The sequence below is a fragment of the Mycobacterium sp. Dal123C01 genome (genome assembly GCF_052566995.1).
On sequence record NZ_CP199580.1, the window covers coordinates 2,177,571 to 2,193,197 of the forward strand.

A 15,627-nucleotide genomic window follows, 5' to 3' on the forward strand; every position below is an offset into this window, starting at 1 on the left:
GACCATGCCCGACATGGGGGTACCGCCCGCTTGCGGGGGAGGTGGGGCAATGAAGCTACGACCGCCCGGTCAGCTCAGCTGATCCAGGCGCAATGGCATCGCGATATCAAGCCACTGGTTTTGCCCGCAGGCACCGCTTGGGCCGACCGTCTTGTCCTTGCCGGACAAGGTCCGCGACCCGACTTGATATCCACCATTGTCGTTCACCGGGAAGAAAGAGAAGGTCTGCGATCCGGCGAACGCGGTACCGTCTTCACACCGCTCCCAATTCGGCACTTGGCGTTTCAGCTTCCACATCTCCCCATCATTCAGATAGAGGGGCGCGGTCCATCCCTGGTCGCTCGTCACTGTGCCGTGGCATTCCTGGAATGTGACGCACGTCGAGCTGATGGTCCATATCTGGTAGACCGTCGGCTCGCCGAAGAATTGATCATTTCTCTGGGCCCAATCGCCAATAGACGTGGCGCGGAACGTCCCGTTGATGGCCACTTCTTCCTTGGTTGTTGCCTGGGCCGGGGATGCCGTGCCCAAACCGCCGAATGCGGTGGCAGCCACCAGCGTTGCGGTGGTGAGTGCTTTTACTGAACGCATTAGGTACTCCTCGAAGCGCATAATCCGACAGTGCCTCTGGCAGCTTTTCGCCATCGGTTGCGGCGTTCTCGAGCGATGACGTTACACCGCTTCGGTCGACCAGGTAACGGTTAGAACAAGATTTGCCGCGCTCATCTGACCGGGTCGAATTTCCCGATCAGCCAGGAACCATTGACCTTTGTCAGCGTGACCAGGATGGCACTCTGCGTCTTCTCGGGATCTTTCTTTTGCAGGCTTGCCGTGGTCTGGTCTACGAAAACCAGCACGACGGCCGAATCGGGATGCAATTCCGAAACTGCGGACCGAATCACCTTGGCGGTCGTCGTCAATTGCCCCTGCTGCGCCGTCGGCGCGACGACATCGTCGGTGAATTTGTTGTAGTAGGTCAGAAAGCCGCCGGTGAGATGCGATTTCGCGTTGGCGAAATCGCGATTTAAATGGTCGTAGGAATAGGACAACACCGCCACAGCACCATCTGACGCCGCCTGGACTGCCCGGTGTGCCGTCGCATCGTCGACGCGCTGATCCGGTCGGTACAGAATGAAATACACACCGGCAGCGACTCCCACGGCGGCAACGACGAACGTTGTCGCGACTATTGAAAGCCACCTTGCCAAACCCCGGCGAGCCCAGTGCCGGATCGCTGCCGGCCGGCGCAAGCGTGCCGATGCCTCCCCAGCGGGTGGCCGCCCCTCCTCCTCGGTGGGCGGACTCTCCGCGCTGTCAATCGCCGTTTCAGTGTTGTCCAGCGACGATCCATGCTCGACAGTCATTGCAGGAAATCAACTTTCGACATCTTGAGCTGACCGCCGTCGCGGTCCATCGTGACACTGAGCCGAAACAAGGCCGGTGGCGGTTTGGCGTTATCCGGCCCAGTGGGAGCGGTTTTCGCCGCCACAAGCACGACTCCCGAATTGTCGCTCAACGACTCGACGGAGACGGCTTCCACGGTGACCTTGCTGCCGACCTTCGAGTCCTCGGCCTTTTTGACGATCAGGGTCGACAGCACTGACAGCATGTTCTTTTGGTCGCCTGTAGAGGCATCGATCATGCGCTGGACGTCCTCCCTGGCGTGATCGGGATCAATCGACATCATCGCCGTGATCCCTTGCCGGGCGGCTGCACTGAACTCCGCGGTGAGCTGCCGATTATGGACTGCGGTCTGGTGCTGCCACAGCATGTAACCGCTCGCGCCGAGAGAAGCGGAGGCGAGCACGATGCCGGCGCCAACAGCTAGCGTTTTCCGCCCTGGCCGGCGGAGCCCCCGCGGACGCCCGGGACGACGCGGCAACCGTAGCCATTTCCGGGCCGGCTTACCGGTGCGCTGCTTGGCATCTCGGGACACGGCGTCGTCGTCCGCGTCGCCGGTTTCTGCTCCCTGGCGCAGCCGTACGAGGCGTGCCCGAGCCGCCTCGGCGCGCACTTCGGCCTTGGCAACTTCGTCTTCTGTGTCCGCTTCCGCGACTGGCGCTACTGCGCCGGAATCGACGCCGGATCGCGACGGTGATTCGTCGGGATCGGTCACGTCCGCCGCGTCATCACAATGGTCGGCGTCAGACCGCTCCGGATGGTGCACGGAGAAGCAGCTTATCACTTCGGCCTGCGGTCAACGCTGACCTTGCGCAACCGCTTTCGTCGCTCTTACATGCGGAAATGCTCGCTCGTCGGGGAACGGGTCGGAGTAGCGTTCGGGGTCCTCCGGCGGGGACGGCCGTTCATGCTCAAGCGATCTTCTCCAACCAGGAGAATTTTCTTTTCGGGTGTGCCAAAGTAATCTGGTGCGATTAATGGTGGCCCTGTTCGCCGCGTTGCTCGGCACCAGTGTGCTGGCGGCGCCGCCGTCCCTTGCCGGACCGACTGTCTGCGACTACCCCGACTGCACACCCGGCATCATGCCGCATCAGGTCCTCGGAGCGCCGTGTGACAACACCAGCTACTACGCCTTCGGTGTCACGGACGGTTATGTCTCCTTCGCCTCGGAGCCCGGACGGCTGATGTTCTGCGGCTCGCCGAGGAGATACCAGCCCCGATGGTTCCGGTCACCACCAATGGCGGGAATCAAGGACGAAAGCGCCAACTGCCAGAATTACCAGAACTACGTCGCGCAGTCGCCCGATGGTCTGTTCCTGATCTGTTTTGCCCACGATGGTGTGATGACCTGGATCCGCGCCGACACGTAGCCGCACTGTTTTCGTTGAGCCGCTCTTAGTCTGCGGGCACACCGATCTCGGCCGCGTGGATGAGTCGGCGGGTGATGCGCCGCAGCTGGCAACGCAGCGTTTCGTCGTCGATGCCGCCCACCAAGGGGTGCACCACTCCCACCGCAATGGCCCCCGACATCATCGCCGCTAGCACCTGGCTGTCGTCGCCGGCGTCGCCGACGAGCACTCGGTACAGGCGCTCGATGAACTGTTGGAACGGTTCTTGTTCGCCGAGCAACCGGACGATGACGGGATCAAACTGCAGGGTGCTGGCCGCCCCGCGGCGTTCGACGGCCAGATCGATGACCCGGTCCAGCAGCAGTTCGCGTGCCCGCGGCGGGTGATCCTCGGCCTCGGCGGCCTCCAAGGCCTCCTCCAAATCCCCGAGCTCGCGTTCGGTCAGCGCGATGACGATCTGTTCCTTGGTGTTGAACTGGTGATAGACCGCCGCCTTGGTGACCCCTACCGCGTCGGCGATCATCTGCAACGACGTCCCGCCCACACCGTGGTCCGCAATGAGTTTCAGCGCCGCATCCAGGACCCGCGTCTGCGCTGGACTGCGTTTGACGGAGCTGAATCGATGTCCGGCCGGCGGGGAAACCACCACCAGAGCGTAGCCGAACGGCTATTGACCTTCGGGTAGCCGTTCGGCTAGTTTCGCTCCCTAGCCGTGGATAGCCACGCCATCGCAGCGAAGGAGCCACGATGTCCGACATCGGCGAAAACCAGGTAGAAGATTCGCCCGCCGCGCTGCGGCGCCCCGACGGCGAGCTCATTCTGCTCTGGACGTTGCCCGTGGCACTGATCCTCTGGATCGCCAGCTTTTTCCTATTTCCGGGCTTCAATCCACCGATGTCCCCCACGATGCCGGCGGAGCAGGTCGCCGCGTTCTATCGTGATCCGGCCCACCTGCCGGAGATCCGGTTCAGCATGATCGTGTTCAACTGGTTCGGCGTGTGCCTCGTCCCGATTCTGGCCCTGATCGTGCTGCAGATCCGCAGGATGGCACATCGGACGCCGATCTTCTCCTACGCGATGCTGGGTTGCGTGGCCGGCGGTCCGACTCTGTTTCTCGTCGCCAACGTCTGCTGGCTGCTGGCCGCATTTCGTCCGGAGCGGAGCCCGGAGCTGACTCAGCTGCTCAACGACCTCGGCTGGATCACCTTCACCATCGTGGTCCCGTTTTTGATCGGGCAAAGCGTAATCCTGGCCCTGGCAATCTATTTCGACGATCAGTCGCATCCGGTATTCCCCCGTTGGGTGGCTCACTTCAATCTTTTGGTGGCGGCCGCGTTGGTGCCCGCTTCCTTCGTCGGCGTGTCATTGACCGGCCCGCTGGCGTGGGACGGCCTGCTGTCGTTCTGGGTGAAGAACGTTGCGATTGCGGTCTGGATCGTCGTGATGGGAGTTGTTCTTGGCCAGGCGATTTACCGTGAGCGCGCCGAGAACCCGCGGCGCGGTGAAGAATTGGTCGAAGCATGAGCGCGGTAATCACGCCGCCCGTGACCCCGGCTGCGCAACCGCCGGGGTCACTGCCGCAGCGGATCGCCTGGCACCTGCTGCGCGGCCCCAAGCGCGAGCTGTGGCTGGCTTGGGCGGTGATGCTGGTCTTCTACAACTTCTTCTTCCCGATGTTCTTCATCGTGGCGCAAGTCCAGCCCCCTCCGGAGCCCACCTGGAGTCTCGCAACGCAGGCGCATTGGTTCTCCGAACGCCACCTCGGGATACCCGTTGGCTTCGGCATCATTTTCGCCATCAGCGGCATGATCGCGATCAACAATGCCCTGATCGCGTACTCGATGCGACGAATGTCGGTCAGCCGCGCGTTCGGGTATTCATATCTGATCATCTACTCGCTCAGCGCAGTTCCCGGAATGCTGCTGCTGTGCATCGCGCTGATCGTCGGGACGCTGCGGCCCGACCGAGACCCCGAGGCGATCGGTTGGCTCTACGACTTCGCCTTCTTGTCCTTCGACGGGACCATGGGCGTGTTCCTGATTGGTTCGCTGATCTGGATGGTCGCGATCCTGCTCGACAAAAATCGGGTGTTCCCCAAGTGGTTCGGCTATCTCAACCTGTGCAACGCGCTGACCGAGGTTGTCGTGTCGCCGTGCTGGATCTTCCGGCGTGGCGTGTTCGCCTGGGACGGCGAGATCGCTTGGTGGCTGGACATGGTGGTGTTCGGCGTCTACCAAGTCACCTTCATCGTCATGCTGTTTAGGATGATCCGCCGCGAAGACTTCGGCACCGGTCCACTGCCGGACATGCCGCGGAAGAAGGCGGTTGCGCAGTGACCGACCTCGTCGACAAGACCAACCGCGCCAGGTTTGTTCCTGGCCAGCCCGACATGTGGGCATTCGTGTTGTTCGAGACCTTGGTGTTCACAGCTTATTTCGGCTTCTACCTATTTTTCCGCGCCCGAAGTCCCGAACTTTTCCTACACGCTCAGGCGCAGCTGGACCTGCGCGTCGGAGTCTTCAATACCTTGGTGTTGTTGTTGAGCTCCTGGTCGGTGGCACGGTGCGTTCAGTCGTCGCGCGCCGGCGCCTACCAAGCGGCGCTCCGGGATGTCTTCCTCACGGCCGCACTGGCCGCAATGTTCCTATTTGTGAAGGTGTTTGAGTGGGCCCGGTTGGTTCACAACGGAAATAGCGTGGACAGCAACGACTTCTTCACGTACTACTTCTTTCTCACCGGAATTCACTTCGTCCACCTGCTTGTTGGCTTCGTCGTCCTTGGCGTCATCGTCTACCAACTACGAGGAGCGAAACCACGATCCGCTGACTCTCAGGAACTCGTCGAAACCTGCGCAACATATTGGCACACAGTCGATTTCTTGTGGGTGCTCATCTTCGCGCTGCTCTACGTGGTGAGGTGAACAGTGAAATTCAACAAGAGATTGCTGGTGGTCTGGTTAGTCCTGGCCCTGTTGACGCTGGCTTACCTGTGGATCGACCACTCCAGCAAGGATCAGGCCGGATCGCTGAGGTCCAGTGCCGTCCTCACGTCGAGCGTCATCGTGATCGCGCTTGTCAAGGTGCGCATCATTTTTCGCGAGTTCATGGAAGTGCGAAACGCCCCTGTCCTGCTGTGCCGACTCACCGACGCGTGGGTGGTGATAATCGGCGCCGCCTTGCTTGGCTGCTACTTCATCGGTATGCAGCTCCGCTAAGGCGTGCGAACGAAAAGCCTCAGCCGACCGGTGCAACCGAATCGGCGGTCGTGAAGTTGAGGTGCAGTTGGCTCAAGCCGCGCAAGATGTACGTCGGCTCGTAGTTGTACCGGCGCTCGGCGGCCGGCCCGTGGTGGGTTTCGTTGATTTCGATGTGCGGCATCCGATCGAGGATGCGTTCGATCGAGACGCGGCCCTCCACCCGGGCCAGCGGTCCGCCCGGGCAGGAGTGGACCCCGCGGGCAAAGGCCATGTGCTCGCGCACATTCTTGCGGCGGATGTCGAACTCATGCGGGTTCTCGAACCGGCGCGGATCGCGATTGGCGGCACCCGGCAGCACCATCACGACGGTGCCTGGGGCGATGTCGACACCACCAATGCTGGTGGCCCTACGGGCCAACCGGCAGTCGCTCTTGACGGGACTGTCCATACGCAGCGATTCCTCGATAAACCCGGGGATCAGGCTGCGGTCGTCGCGCAGCTGCTGTTGTATATCGGGCCGGTCGCCAATCACTTGGAGTGCGGCGCTGAGCAGCTTGGCCGTGGTCTCCTGTCCGGCGGCGAAAAGGAACGTTGCCGAGCGGGAGATTTCGATGACCTCAGGTGTGGATTCGTCTGGATATTTCGCTGTCGCGAGCGCGGTCAGCACGTCCTCGCGCGGATTGCTGCGGCGATCCTCGATGTAGGAACAGAATTTGTCGTCGAGCCACTCCAATGGGTTGGTGCCGACCGATTCGTGGTCAAGTGCCCCGACCCGGGCGCCGGGACGGTCGGCTCCCAAGACGGAGCGGAACTCCTTGTGATCCTCCTCGGGAACGCCGAGTAGGTCGGCGATCACCAGGGTGGCGAATGGCTTGGAATATTCGGCGATGAACTCGCACTCCCCGGTGCTGAGGAATTCGTCGAGTTGGCGGTCGGCGAGGCGCCACATGAATTCCTCGTTGTGCTTCAGCCGGCTTGGTGTCAGCAGCTTGCTCAGCACCGACCGGGCCTTTGTGTGGTCCGGCGGATCCATGGTGACCATGTGCTCGTTCATCGGAAAGGAACTTCGGTGCTGGTCGATCTGGGCACTGATGTCGACGCCCTCGGGCGCGAACGGCAACGGCGGGAACGGGCCGCCGAGCGCGACGATGTTGGAGAAGGTTTCCGGGTCCTTGTAGATCTCGGTGGCTTCTGCGTAACCGGTGACGGCGACGACCCCGTAATGCGGCAGGCGCAGCACCGGGCTCTGGCTGCGCAGGTAGTCGAAGTAGGGGTGGGGATCTGGAACCAGCGACTGGTCGGTGAAGAAGTCGATCGAGTCGTAGTTGCTCATCGGGTTGCGTCTCCCTGGGCTGGGTTTACCGGTGATGTTCGGCGGCATGCGTTATGGCCGCGCGATTTCGAAAATCTGCTGAGCACCTGCTTAGCACGGCGGTAATGTCGTGGTCAAGGTCACAACGCGATGCCGCGCTACCATTCCCGTGGTCGGCAGGCGAGTACGGCCAGGATGGAGTAGCGGCATGACCTCTAGTTCCGGGTCGGCCCGCAGGATCGGGGCGCCGGACGCCAAGAACCGTGGCCTGCTGCTCGACGCGGCCGAACAATTGATGATCGAAGAGGGCTACGCCGCCGTCACGTCACGTCGGCTGGCCAACAAGGCGGGGCTGAAGCCCCAGCTGGTGCACTATTACTTCCGCACCATGGAGGAGCTGTTCCTGCAGGTCTTCCGACGCCGCGGTGAGGAAGCGCTCGAGGTGCACGCGCAGTTGATGCAGTCGCCGCAGCCGCTGTGGGCGGTGTGGCGATTCGGCACCGATCCCGCATTCACGCGTATTTCCATGGAATTCATGGCGCTGGCCAATCACCGCAAGGAGATGCGGGCCGAAATCGCTTACTACGCGCAACGATTCCGCGAGGAGCAACGGCAAGCGGTAACGACCGCGCTGCAGAAGTATGGCGTGGCCAGAGAAGAGATGCCGCCGGTGGTGGTTAGCGTGCTCATGTCCAGCCTGTCCAGATTTCTGGTGCTCGAGCAGGCGGTCGGCATTTCCGACGGTCACGCCGAAACCGTGGAATTAGTCGAAAATTATCTGCGTCGCCTGGAAGGCGAGCCGCAGCCTTTTGCGGGGGTACCGGAGACCTGGGTGGTTCACCAGTTCCGCAGCGAGCAAAGCACGCCTTTGAGGCCATCCTTGGATACGACGACAACTCCGTCCACCGCCAGAACGCAGTGAAGCCCCGGGTTGCCGGGCTCCGTGCCCGTGCTCGCCACGACCATCGCGTAGTCGTCCGGGTCCGTCATGTCGAGATCGAAGGTCCACGGCTTGCCCGGGCCGAGATCGACATCGACGTGTGGTGTGAATGAGTACGGGTTGTGGCTGTAATCGGCGAATTTTGCCGGCTGGTGGTCCAGGTAATAGATGTCGGTGTAGATCGGATTCTCCGCGGTGACCGCGTACTTGACGTGATGCATGACCGGGTCGGCATGGGCCAGTGGAGTGCTCACAGCCAAACCGGCGCCCACCAACAGCCCTGCCACGGTCATCGCCGATCCGATTGCCAGTGGTCTCTTCACGCTGGTACTCATGTCGCTCCTCCGGCGGCTGGCCGCGGCTTGGCGGTGCGGTTCATCACCCGTTCGGCGGCTTGCCAGTGTGCGTCCGCAACCCATAGCCGCGCAAAGGATGCTATCGCTTCATCAGCAGAAACACCGCGAATTACGCGCTTTATGTCGATTGCCGGGTGGCGAGCGAGTTTCGTCGCGATCGATCGCCAACCCTCGTTGAACGATGACCGAGGCAACACCAGATCGACCAGGCCCATTCGCTGGGCTTCGACGGCATCGACGGCGGTTCCGGTGCCCGCCAACAACAGCGCCCTGCCCTGTCCGACCAGGGCCGCCAATCGCTCGGCACCTCCCCAGGCCGGCATGATCTCCAGCTCCACCTGATTGAACGCAATCTTGATGTCGTCGGCGGCCAACCGGATGTCGGCGGCAACAGCGATTTCGGCGCCGCCGCCGAAGGCGCTTCCGTTCAGCGCGGCGATGACCGGAGCGCGGAAGTTCGCCAGCTGATCGCAGATCGACCGCATCCGCTTCGCCATCGCCGCGGCGTCCTCTTCGGTCCGCAGCGAACTCAGCTCCTTGAGGTCGCCGCCTGACACGAACGCCCGATCACCGGCACCCGTGATGACCAGGGCTTTGGCGCCCGCCGCGGCATCGAGCGCCTTTTCCAGCTGCTCCATGGTGTCGAGCGCGATGGCATTGCGTGCGTGAGGGCGATTAATGGTCAGCACTGCCAAACCATCGTCGATCTCTAGGTCGAGCATGCGTTAGTCGCTCCTCGGACAAGGGCCCCGATATATGCATTCTCTTTTCGCGAGAATAACATCACTGCAGGCCCAAGAACTTTCGTCAGAGAGGATGGAGCTGATCCGATGCGGAACCGAATCGTGGTGGCCACTGCCGCCGTCGCTGTCGCCCTGCTTGGGGCGTGCACACCGCGACCACCGACCCAACTCTCTAGCACCGCATCTGTGACCGTCAACGGTAACGACGCGAATTTCCACATCGTGAAGTGCAGTCAATTGCAGTGGACTCGGACCATCGATATCGGCGGCAACTTCGCCGGAGCCAAGGTTGTCATCGACGAGGGAGCGCAACCGGCGTCGGCCCAGTCGGTACACATCCGGAACCTGGGTGGGTTCACCGGCATGTACTCCCGGGGAGGCGACGGCGACGCCGATATGAGCATGAGCGCTGACAAATTCACCGTCACAGGCACCGCCAGTGGCTACAAGACCGACAAGCCCGGCGAACCGTCGACCGCCAAATTCAAAATCGTCGTGACGTGCTGACCCCTGGGGCACGTTGCGGTCTCGCCCCTGAAGAGAATAGTATTCTCACAAAACGCGAAGGAGGATTCCATGGGTCAGTTGTCGCATCGGGAAGACGTCCCGTTTCCGATCTTTGACGCGGACAACCATCTCTACGAGCCGCCGGAGGCGCTGACCAAGTTCCTGCCCAAGGAGTACAAGAACCACGTCCAGTACGTGCAGGTCAACGGTCGCACCAAGATCGCCATCCGCGGACAGATCAGCAACTACATTCCCAACCCGACCTTCGAGGTCGTCGCCCGGCCGGGTGCGTGGGAGGAATACTTCAAGTACGGCAACCCGGACGGCAAGACCAAGCGGGAGTTGTTCGGTGAGCCGATGCGCGCGATCCCGGCGTTCTTCGAGCCCGGCCCGCGCCTGGAGAAGATGAATGAGCTGGGCTTGGACCGCACCCTGATGTTCCCGACGTTGGCCAGCCTGCTCGAGGAGCGGCTGTCGGACGACCCGGTTGCCATCCACGTCCTGGTCCATGCGCTGAACGAGTGGCTCGATGAGGTCTGGGGCTTCAACTACCAGAACCGCATCTTCACTACCCCGGTCATCACCCTGCCGATCGTCGAGAAGGCGATCGAGGAGCTGGAGTGGGTCGTCAAGCGTGGCGCGCGTTGCATCTTGGTCCGCCCGGCTCCGGTTCCCGGCTTCCGTGGTCCCCGGTCGTTCGCGCTGCCCGAGTTCGACCCGTTCTGGGAGCGGGTCGTGGAGTACGACCTGCTGGTCGGCATGCACTCCAGCGACAGCGGCTACTCCCGGTACACCTCGGAGTGGGACGGTGCCAGCGCAGAGATGCTGCCGTTCCAGACCAATGCGATGGGCATCCTCAACGAGTGGCGGCCGATCCAGGACTCGGTGGGCTCGTGGGTGATTCATGGTGCGCTCTACCGCCACCCGAAGCTGAAGGTGGCCATCGTCGAGGCTGGTTCGAAGTGGATGACCCCGTTGCTCGACGGCCTGGCCGAGGTCTTCCGGAAGGCTCCGGAAGCTTTCCCGAGCGACCCCGTCGAGATGGTCAAGAGCCGCATCCACGTCAGCCCGTTCTTCGAGGACGGCATCGACGATCTGGTCAACCTCGTGGGTGTGGATCGGGTGCTGTACGGCTCGGACTGGCCGCACCCGGAGGGGCTGGCGGAGCCGACCTTCTACGTCAACGCCCTATCGCACCTGTCGGCCGACGACCAGGCGAAGATCATGGGCGGCAACCTGTCCCGACTCGTCACGGTGTGACAGCGCGCTGCGACGATCAAGGGCGGAAACGCCCGATGAGGAGCAGCGCGATATGACGAGTCAACCCTGGGAGACCATCCCCGAGATGGTCTTGAGCGCGGCGGACCGTTTCGGCGATGCCGAAGCCATCGTCGATGGTCCGCTGCGCTTGACATTTTCACAGATTGTCGAGCAAATCCGTTGCGCCGCTGGTGCATTCGCGGATCTGGGCATCGACAAGGGTGACCGGGTCGCGGTTTGGGCGCCCAATTCGGCCGAGTGGATAATCGCGGCCTTCGGGTTGCTCACCGCGGGTGGTGTCCTGGTACCGGTCAACACGCGCTTCAAGAGCGAAGAGGCGGGCGACATCATCGCCCGCAGCGGAGTGAAAGCCGTCCTGGTGCAGAAGGGCTTTCTGGGCCAGGACTACACCGCACCCGCGGGAACGCCGGTCATCGATCTGAAGTCCGACTTCCTTTCCAGCGGTTCCCCGTTCGAGCGGACGGTGAGCGGCAGCGATATCTCGGACATCATCTTCACCTCGGGCACGACCGGCCGCCCGAAGGGCGCGATGATGAATCATCGTCAAACGCTGCGGATGTACGAGGAGTGGGCGACGCTCGCCGATCTGCGCGAGGGTGACCGTTACTTGCAGATCAACCCGTACTTCCACACGTTCGGCCTGAAGGCAGGACTCATCACGTCCTTTCTGCGTGGCGCGACGATGCTGCCGGTCGCGGTCTTCGACGTCGACGCGGTGGTGGAAATCGTTGCGCGCGAAAGCATCACAATGCTTCCCGGGCCGCCGACGCTGTACCACTCGCTGCTGACGGTGGGGGACAAGTCCAAGCTGTCGACGTTGCGGGCCGGCGTGACCGGCGCCGCCGACATCCCCGTCGAGCTGGTCCGACGCATCCATGACGAACTGCCGTTTCAGACGCTGATGACCGGCTACGGGCTGACCGAGGCAGGCAATGTCACCCTGTCCCTACCGGGCGATTCCTTCGAGGATGTCGCCACCACCGCGGGCGTTCCCTGTGCGGGCGTTGAGGTGGGCATCGCCGACGACGGCGAGGTGCTGGTCCGCGGCTACGGCGTCATGCAGGGCTACCTGGACGACCCCGCGGCCACCGCTCAGGCGATCGATGACGACGGCTGGCTGCACACCGGAGATCTTGGGGAGTTCACCGCGGGCGGACGGCTGCGCATCGTCGGGCGCAAGAAGGACATGTTCATCGTCGGTGGTTTCAACGCGTACCCGGCAGAGATCGAGGGCTTCCTGCTGAGCCACCCGGCCATCGCGCAGGCAGCGGTGATCGGTGTTCCCAACGAGCGACTCGGCCAGGTGGGCAAAGCGTTTGTGGTCCGCAAAGGCGATGTCACCGCCGACGAGTTGATCGGCTGGTGCCGCGACCGCATGGCCGGATTCAAGGTGCCGCGCGCGGTACAGTTCCTTGATTCACTCCCACTCAACGCGACGGGCAAAGTGATGAAGGACCAACTTCGTTGATCAACGGCGATATTCACTCGATGGTGATCGCGTCGGACTATCGCGTCCCGGATCCGACCCGGGTGTGGCCGCTGCTCGAGCGCAACAAGGCGGCCCTCTCCGACATCGGCGCGCACCACGTTCTGGTCTACACGTCAACACACGACTACGGCCGCGTCCTGGTGATGATCGGCGTGCACAGTCGTGAGCCGATCGTGGAATTACTGCGATCGCGGGTCTTCTTCGACTGGTTCGACGAGGCGGGTGTCGAGGACATCCCCGCGGTCTTCGCCGGGGAGATCATCGACAGATTCATTCCCGCGCCCCCGCCGACCCCGGCGGTGCCCGGGGTCGTGGTGGCCGCCATCGCGTCGGTCGAGGATGTGCCGGCGCTGACCGCGGGCGTCGACTCGGCGATGGACCGGTTCACCGCCGCCGGCATCCGAAAGACGTGGATATTCCGGGCTTTCGACGACGATCACGAGGTGTTGATTCTGCAGGAATTCCCCGACGAACAGAGCGCGCGGCAGTGGATCGAACACCCCGACTCCGCCGCCCAATGGATGTCCGGCGCGGGAGTCGGCCCGTACCCGCCGCTGTTCGTCGGCCAGTTCTCCGACATCATGCGCATCGAGAGTTAAGCGAGCCGACCGCTCGATGTTCGTGTGCCTGTGTAACGGAGTCACCAGCCAGACGGTGTCCGAGGTGGTCGACGCCGGGGCATCGTCGACCAAGGCCGTTGCCCAGGCCTGCGGAGCCGGCGCGGACTGTGGCCGCTGTCGGCGAACCGTCCAGGCGATGCTCAAATCATCGAAGCCGGATCGAACGGCACACCGGGCCTAGACCCGTTCGGTGAAGGGCACGCCTCAGCGACGCCTACTGCCATCCGGCGACATGGGTTGGACAAGTTGGGCCAGTAGGGGCGGAATCTCCAGGCGCGGCAAGACCACCTCGACGAACACCATGCGGTCCTGATGCTCCGCGGCCGCGGTGAGCGCGTCGTCGAGCTCGCCGTAGGTTTGCGCCCGGAACGCGAGGTTATTGGCCACTCCCAATGCGTGGGGAATGTCGGTCCAACTCCAGCTGGCGATGTCGTTGTAGGGCGCCGTCTCGCCATGGATCGCCCGTTCGACGGTGTAGCCGTCGTTGTTGACCACCACGATGACCGGGGACAGTCCTTCGCGGAAGAAGGTGCCGAGCTCCTGCACCGTGAGTTGCGCGGCGCCATCGCCGATCAGCAACACCGTCCTGCGATCAGGTTGCGCTAGTGCCGCTCCGACGGCCGCAGGCAATGTGTAACCGATTGAACCCCAGAGGGGTTGGCCGATGAAGGTGACGCCCTGCGGTAGCCGGTGGTCGGCCATCCCGTAAAAGCAGGTGCCCTGATCGGCGAGCACGACGTTTCCGGGGGTGAGGGCCCGGCACAGCCGGTCCCACACCATCTGCTGGGTCAGGGGCTGATCGCGCCCGGGCGCTTCGGCGCCGGTGTCGGGCTCTTGGCCGTGTGGCGACACGACGGCTGGCGAACTTATCCCGCGCCGCACCAGGATCTGAGTCAGTGCGTCCAGCGCGGCGCCCATTTCCAGCGGCGCGAACACTTCGCCGGCCACGCTGCTCTGGTATTGGTCGACGTCGATGGTTCGGGCGGAGTCGATGTGCTGGCTGAAGAAGCCGCTGACCATGTCGGTGAACACCACCCCGGCGGTGACCAAAACGGGCGCGTCTTCTATCGCGGTACGCACCTTGGGCGCGCTGGCCGCACCGGCATAGATCCCCAGATAGTTGGGTGAGCTTTCGTCGAGCAGACTCTTTCCCCACATCAATGTGGCGTACGGCACCACGTCGGCCGCCAGTAATGACTCGAGCTCTTTGACCACCTGCAGTCGATGGACCAGCAAGTCGGCAAGCACCGTCAATTGGTGGTCTTCGATGAGTTCGGTGGCGGCCTCGACGAACATTGACAGCGCGCGCGGGCTAGTGCCACCGGTGTAGCGGGGCAACGGTGCCCCGGGGGGTTCGGTGGGGAAGCGGGCCACATCGGTAGACAGCAGTAGGTATCCGGGCCGCTTCTGCTCGCGCACCTCGGACAGCACCCGGTCGATCTCCCGGCACGCCGCTGCCGGCATGAGATTGGCTTGAGCACAGGTGATTTCGCGACTGATGCGGAAGAAGTGCTCGAAGTCGCCGTCTCCGAGGGAGTGGTGCAACGCCCGCCGGGTTCCCTGGGCGTCTTTGGAGGGGCCCCCGACGATATGCACGACGGGCACATGCTCGGCGTAGCTGCCGGCTATCGCATTGGTCGCCGAGAGTTCGCCCACTCCGAATGTCGTTACCACAGCTGACATTCCGCGCAGCCGTCCATACCCATCGGCGGCGTAGCCGGCATTCAACTCGTTGGCGCTGCCCACCCACCGAATGGTCGGATGGGCGACGATGTGGTCAAGGAATTCCAGGTTGTAGTCCCCGGGGACGCCGAAGATCTCCGAGACGCCAAGCTCCGCGAGGCGGTCTAACAGGTAGTCACCGACGGTGTAGACGGAATCGGCGGGGCTGGACCCCGCCGCAGTCGCAATATCAGCCACGAGGACGACGGTACCCTCGGTCGAAATCGCCCCGGGCGGACGCCGTACCGCTATCGTGCGGGCCATGGCGATCAACGAAGCTCGTGAAATTGTTATCGAAGCCAGCCCGGAAGAAATCCTCGATGTCATTGCCGATTTCGATACGGTGACCGAATGGTCGCCGCCACACCAGAGCGCTGAAATTCTCGAACGAAACGCCGACGGGCGCCCCACCAAGGTCAAGATGAAAGTCAAAGCCGCGGGCATCACCGACGAACAGGTGATCGCTTACACCTGGGGCGATAACGAGGTGAGCTGGACGCTGGTCAGCTCCGGTCAACAGCGCTCACAGGATGCGTCCTACACGTTGATACCCGATGGCGACCGCACCAAGGTCAAGTTCCAGCTCAGCGTCGACCCGGTGGTCCCGCTACCGGGCTTCGTGTTGAAGCGCGCCATCAAAGGCACGATCGACACCGGCACCGAAGGCTTGCGCAAGCGAGTACTGCAGGTGAAGAAGGGTAAGTAGTCGCC

General features: G+C 62.9%; 20 protein-coding genes. 12 read left to right on the top strand and 8 right to left on the bottom strand.

Annotated features, from left to right (window positions below):
• Nucleotides 1-69: 69 nt before the first annotated feature.
• The 3 genes from ACTXG5_RS10435 to ACTXG5_RS10445 all read right to left on the bottom strand — a co-directional run bounded on the left by ACTXG5_RS10435 (nucleotide 70) and on the right by ACTXG5_RS10445 (nucleotide 2,167).
• A complete protein-coding gene (locus tag ACTXG5_RS10435; RefSeq protein WP_445164354.1) occupies nucleotides 70-591 on the bottom strand; it encodes a hypothetical protein in 522 nt (173 codons plus the stop codon).
• 131 nt (nucleotides 592-722) lie between these two features.
• Entirely contained in the window at nucleotides 723-1,364 is a 642-nt protein-coding gene (locus ACTXG5_RS10440) for a hypothetical protein (RefSeq protein WP_445163583.1), read from the bottom strand.
• Nucleotides 1,361-2,167 (bottom strand): hypothetical protein, encoded by an 807-nt coding sequence (locus ACTXG5_RS10445; protein ID WP_445163584.1) that lies wholly within the window; start codon nucleotides 2,165-2,167, stop codon nucleotides 1,361-1,363. Before ACTXG5_RS10445 ends, ACTXG5_RS10440 begins: the two co-directional genes overlap by 4 nt.
• A 211-nt stretch (nucleotides 2,168-2,378) precedes the next feature.
• Between ACTXG5_RS10445 and ACTXG5_RS10450 the strand changes: the two genes are divergently transcribed.
• Nucleotides 2,379-2,771 carry a hypothetical protein gene (locus ACTXG5_RS10450; RefSeq protein ID WP_445164355.1) on the top strand — a complete coding sequence of 131 codons (393 nt, stop codon included), beginning with the start codon at nucleotides 2,379-2,381 and terminating at the stop codon, nucleotides 2,769-2,771.
• Between the two features lie 25 nt (nucleotides 2,772-2,796).
• On the opposite strand, the gene ACTXG5_RS10455 is transcribed toward ACTXG5_RS10450, so the two are convergent.
• Nucleotides 2,797-3,330, bottom strand: a complete 534-nt coding sequence (locus ACTXG5_RS10455) for a TetR/AcrR family transcriptional regulator (protein WP_445164356.1) — start codon at nucleotides 3,328-3,330, stop codon at nucleotides 2,797-2,799.
• A gap of 167 nt (nucleotides 3,331-3,497) precedes the next feature.
• Here ACTXG5_RS10455 and ACTXG5_RS10460 point away from each other — a divergent pair, with 167 nt between their 5' ends.
• The 4 genes from ACTXG5_RS10460 to ACTXG5_RS10475 are packed head-to-tail and all read left to right on the top strand — an operon-like array spanning nucleotide 3,498 to nucleotide 5,964.
• Complete coding sequence (locus tag ACTXG5_RS10460; protein ID WP_445163585.1) at nucleotides 3,498-4,274, top strand: hypothetical protein; 777 nt, start codon at nucleotides 3,498-3,500, stop codon at nucleotides 4,272-4,274.
• Nucleotides 4,271-5,086 (top strand): hypothetical protein, encoded by an 816-nt coding sequence (locus ACTXG5_RS10465; protein ID WP_445163586.1) that lies wholly within the window; start codon nucleotides 4,271-4,273, stop codon nucleotides 5,084-5,086. Before ACTXG5_RS10460 ends, ACTXG5_RS10465 begins: the two co-directional genes overlap by 4 nt.
• Before the next feature lie 53 nt (nucleotides 5,087-5,139).
• The gene (locus ACTXG5_RS10470; RefSeq protein ID WP_445164357.1) at nucleotides 5,140-5,670 is read left to right on the top strand and encodes a cytochrome c oxidase subunit 3 family protein; all 531 of its coding nucleotides are present in this window, start codon (nucleotides 5,140-5,142) and stop codon (nucleotides 5,668-5,670) included.
• A gap of 3 nt (nucleotides 5,671-5,673) precedes the next feature.
• The gene (locus tag ACTXG5_RS10475; protein ID WP_445163587.1) at nucleotides 5,674-5,964 is read left to right on the top strand and encodes a cytochrome C oxidase subunit IV family protein; all 291 of its coding nucleotides are present in this window, start codon (nucleotides 5,674-5,676) and stop codon (nucleotides 5,962-5,964) included.
• Between the two features lie 19 nt (nucleotides 5,965-5,983).
• On the opposite strand, the gene ACTXG5_RS10480 is transcribed toward ACTXG5_RS10475, so the two are convergent.
• Nucleotides 5,984-7,279 (bottom strand): cytochrome P450, encoded by a 1,296-nt coding sequence (locus tag ACTXG5_RS10480; protein ID WP_445163588.1) that lies wholly within the window; start codon nucleotides 7,277-7,279, stop codon nucleotides 5,984-5,986.
• A 187-nt stretch (nucleotides 7,280-7,466) separates the two neighbouring features.
• On the opposite strand from ACTXG5_RS10480, the gene ACTXG5_RS10485 reads away from it, so the two are divergent.
• Nucleotides 7,467-8,180, top strand: a complete 714-nt coding sequence (locus ACTXG5_RS10485; protein WP_445163589.1) for a TetR/AcrR family transcriptional regulator — start codon at nucleotides 7,467-7,469, stop codon at nucleotides 8,178-8,180.
• Here the strand turns inward: ACTXG5_RS10485 and ACTXG5_RS10490 are convergent.
• Both ACTXG5_RS10490 and ACTXG5_RS10495 read right to left on the bottom strand, forming a co-directional pair.
• On the bottom strand, nucleotides 8,096-8,476 hold the full coding sequence (locus ACTXG5_RS10490; protein ID WP_445164358.1) for a hypothetical protein: 381 nt from the start codon (nucleotides 8,474-8,476) through the stop codon (nucleotides 8,096-8,098). The two genes, ACTXG5_RS10485 and ACTXG5_RS10490, sit on opposite strands and share 85 nt — an antisense overlap.
• 53 nt (nucleotides 8,477-8,529) lie before the next feature.
• Nucleotides 8,530-9,276 (bottom strand): enoyl-CoA hydratase/isomerase family protein, encoded by a 747-nt coding sequence (locus ACTXG5_RS10495; protein WP_445163590.1) that lies wholly within the window; start codon nucleotides 9,274-9,276, stop codon nucleotides 8,530-8,532.
• A gap of 108 nt (nucleotides 9,277-9,384) precedes the next feature.
• Between ACTXG5_RS10495 and ACTXG5_RS10500 the strand changes: the two genes are divergently transcribed.
• The 5 genes from ACTXG5_RS10500 to ACTXG5_RS10520 all read left to right on the top strand — a co-directional run bounded on the left by ACTXG5_RS10500 (nucleotide 9,385) and on the right by ACTXG5_RS10520 (nucleotide 13,375).
• A complete protein-coding gene (locus ACTXG5_RS10500) occupies nucleotides 9,385-9,804 on the top strand; it encodes a lipoprotein LpqH (RefSeq protein ID WP_445163591.1) in 420 nt (139 codons plus the stop codon).
• A gap of 69 nt (nucleotides 9,805-9,873) precedes the next feature.
• Nucleotides 9,874-11,064 carry an amidohydrolase family protein gene (locus ACTXG5_RS10505; protein WP_445163592.1) on the top strand — a complete coding sequence of 397 codons (1,191 nt, stop codon included), beginning with the start codon at nucleotides 9,874-9,876 and terminating at the stop codon, nucleotides 11,062-11,064.
• A 52-nt stretch (nucleotides 11,065-11,116) separates the two neighbouring features.
• On the top strand, nucleotides 11,117-12,553 hold the full coding sequence (locus ACTXG5_RS10510) for a FadD3 family acyl-CoA ligase (protein ID WP_445163593.1): 1,437 nt from the start codon (nucleotides 11,117-11,119) through the stop codon (nucleotides 12,551-12,553).
• On the top strand, nucleotides 12,550-13,173 hold the full coding sequence (locus ACTXG5_RS10515; RefSeq protein ID WP_445163594.1) for a fatty-acid--CoA ligase: 624 nt from the start codon (nucleotides 12,550-12,552) through the stop codon (nucleotides 13,171-13,173). The genes ACTXG5_RS10510 and ACTXG5_RS10515 overlap by 4 nt, the downstream gene beginning before the upstream one ends.
• A gap of 16 nt (nucleotides 13,174-13,189) precedes the next feature.
• A complete protein-coding gene (locus ACTXG5_RS10520) occupies nucleotides 13,190-13,375 on the top strand; it encodes a (2Fe-2S)-binding protein (protein ID WP_445163595.1) in 186 nt (61 codons plus the stop codon).
• A 23-nt stretch (nucleotides 13,376-13,398) separates the two neighbouring features.
• On the opposite strand, the gene ACTXG5_RS10525 is transcribed toward ACTXG5_RS10520, so the two are convergent.
• The gene (locus ACTXG5_RS10525; protein ID WP_445163596.1) at nucleotides 13,399-15,180 is read right to left on the bottom strand and encodes an alpha-keto acid decarboxylase family protein; all 1,782 of its coding nucleotides are present in this window, start codon (nucleotides 15,178-15,180) and stop codon (nucleotides 13,399-13,401) included.
• Here ACTXG5_RS10525 and ACTXG5_RS10530 point away from each other — a divergent pair.
• Nucleotides 15,179-15,622 carry an SRPBCC family protein gene (locus ACTXG5_RS10530; RefSeq protein ID WP_445163597.1) on the top strand — a complete coding sequence of 148 codons (444 nt, stop codon included), beginning with the start codon at nucleotides 15,179-15,181 and terminating at the stop codon, nucleotides 15,620-15,622. The two genes, ACTXG5_RS10525 and ACTXG5_RS10530, sit on opposite strands and share 2 nt — an antisense overlap.
• The last annotated feature ends 5 nt before the right edge of the window (nucleotides 15,623-15,627 follow it).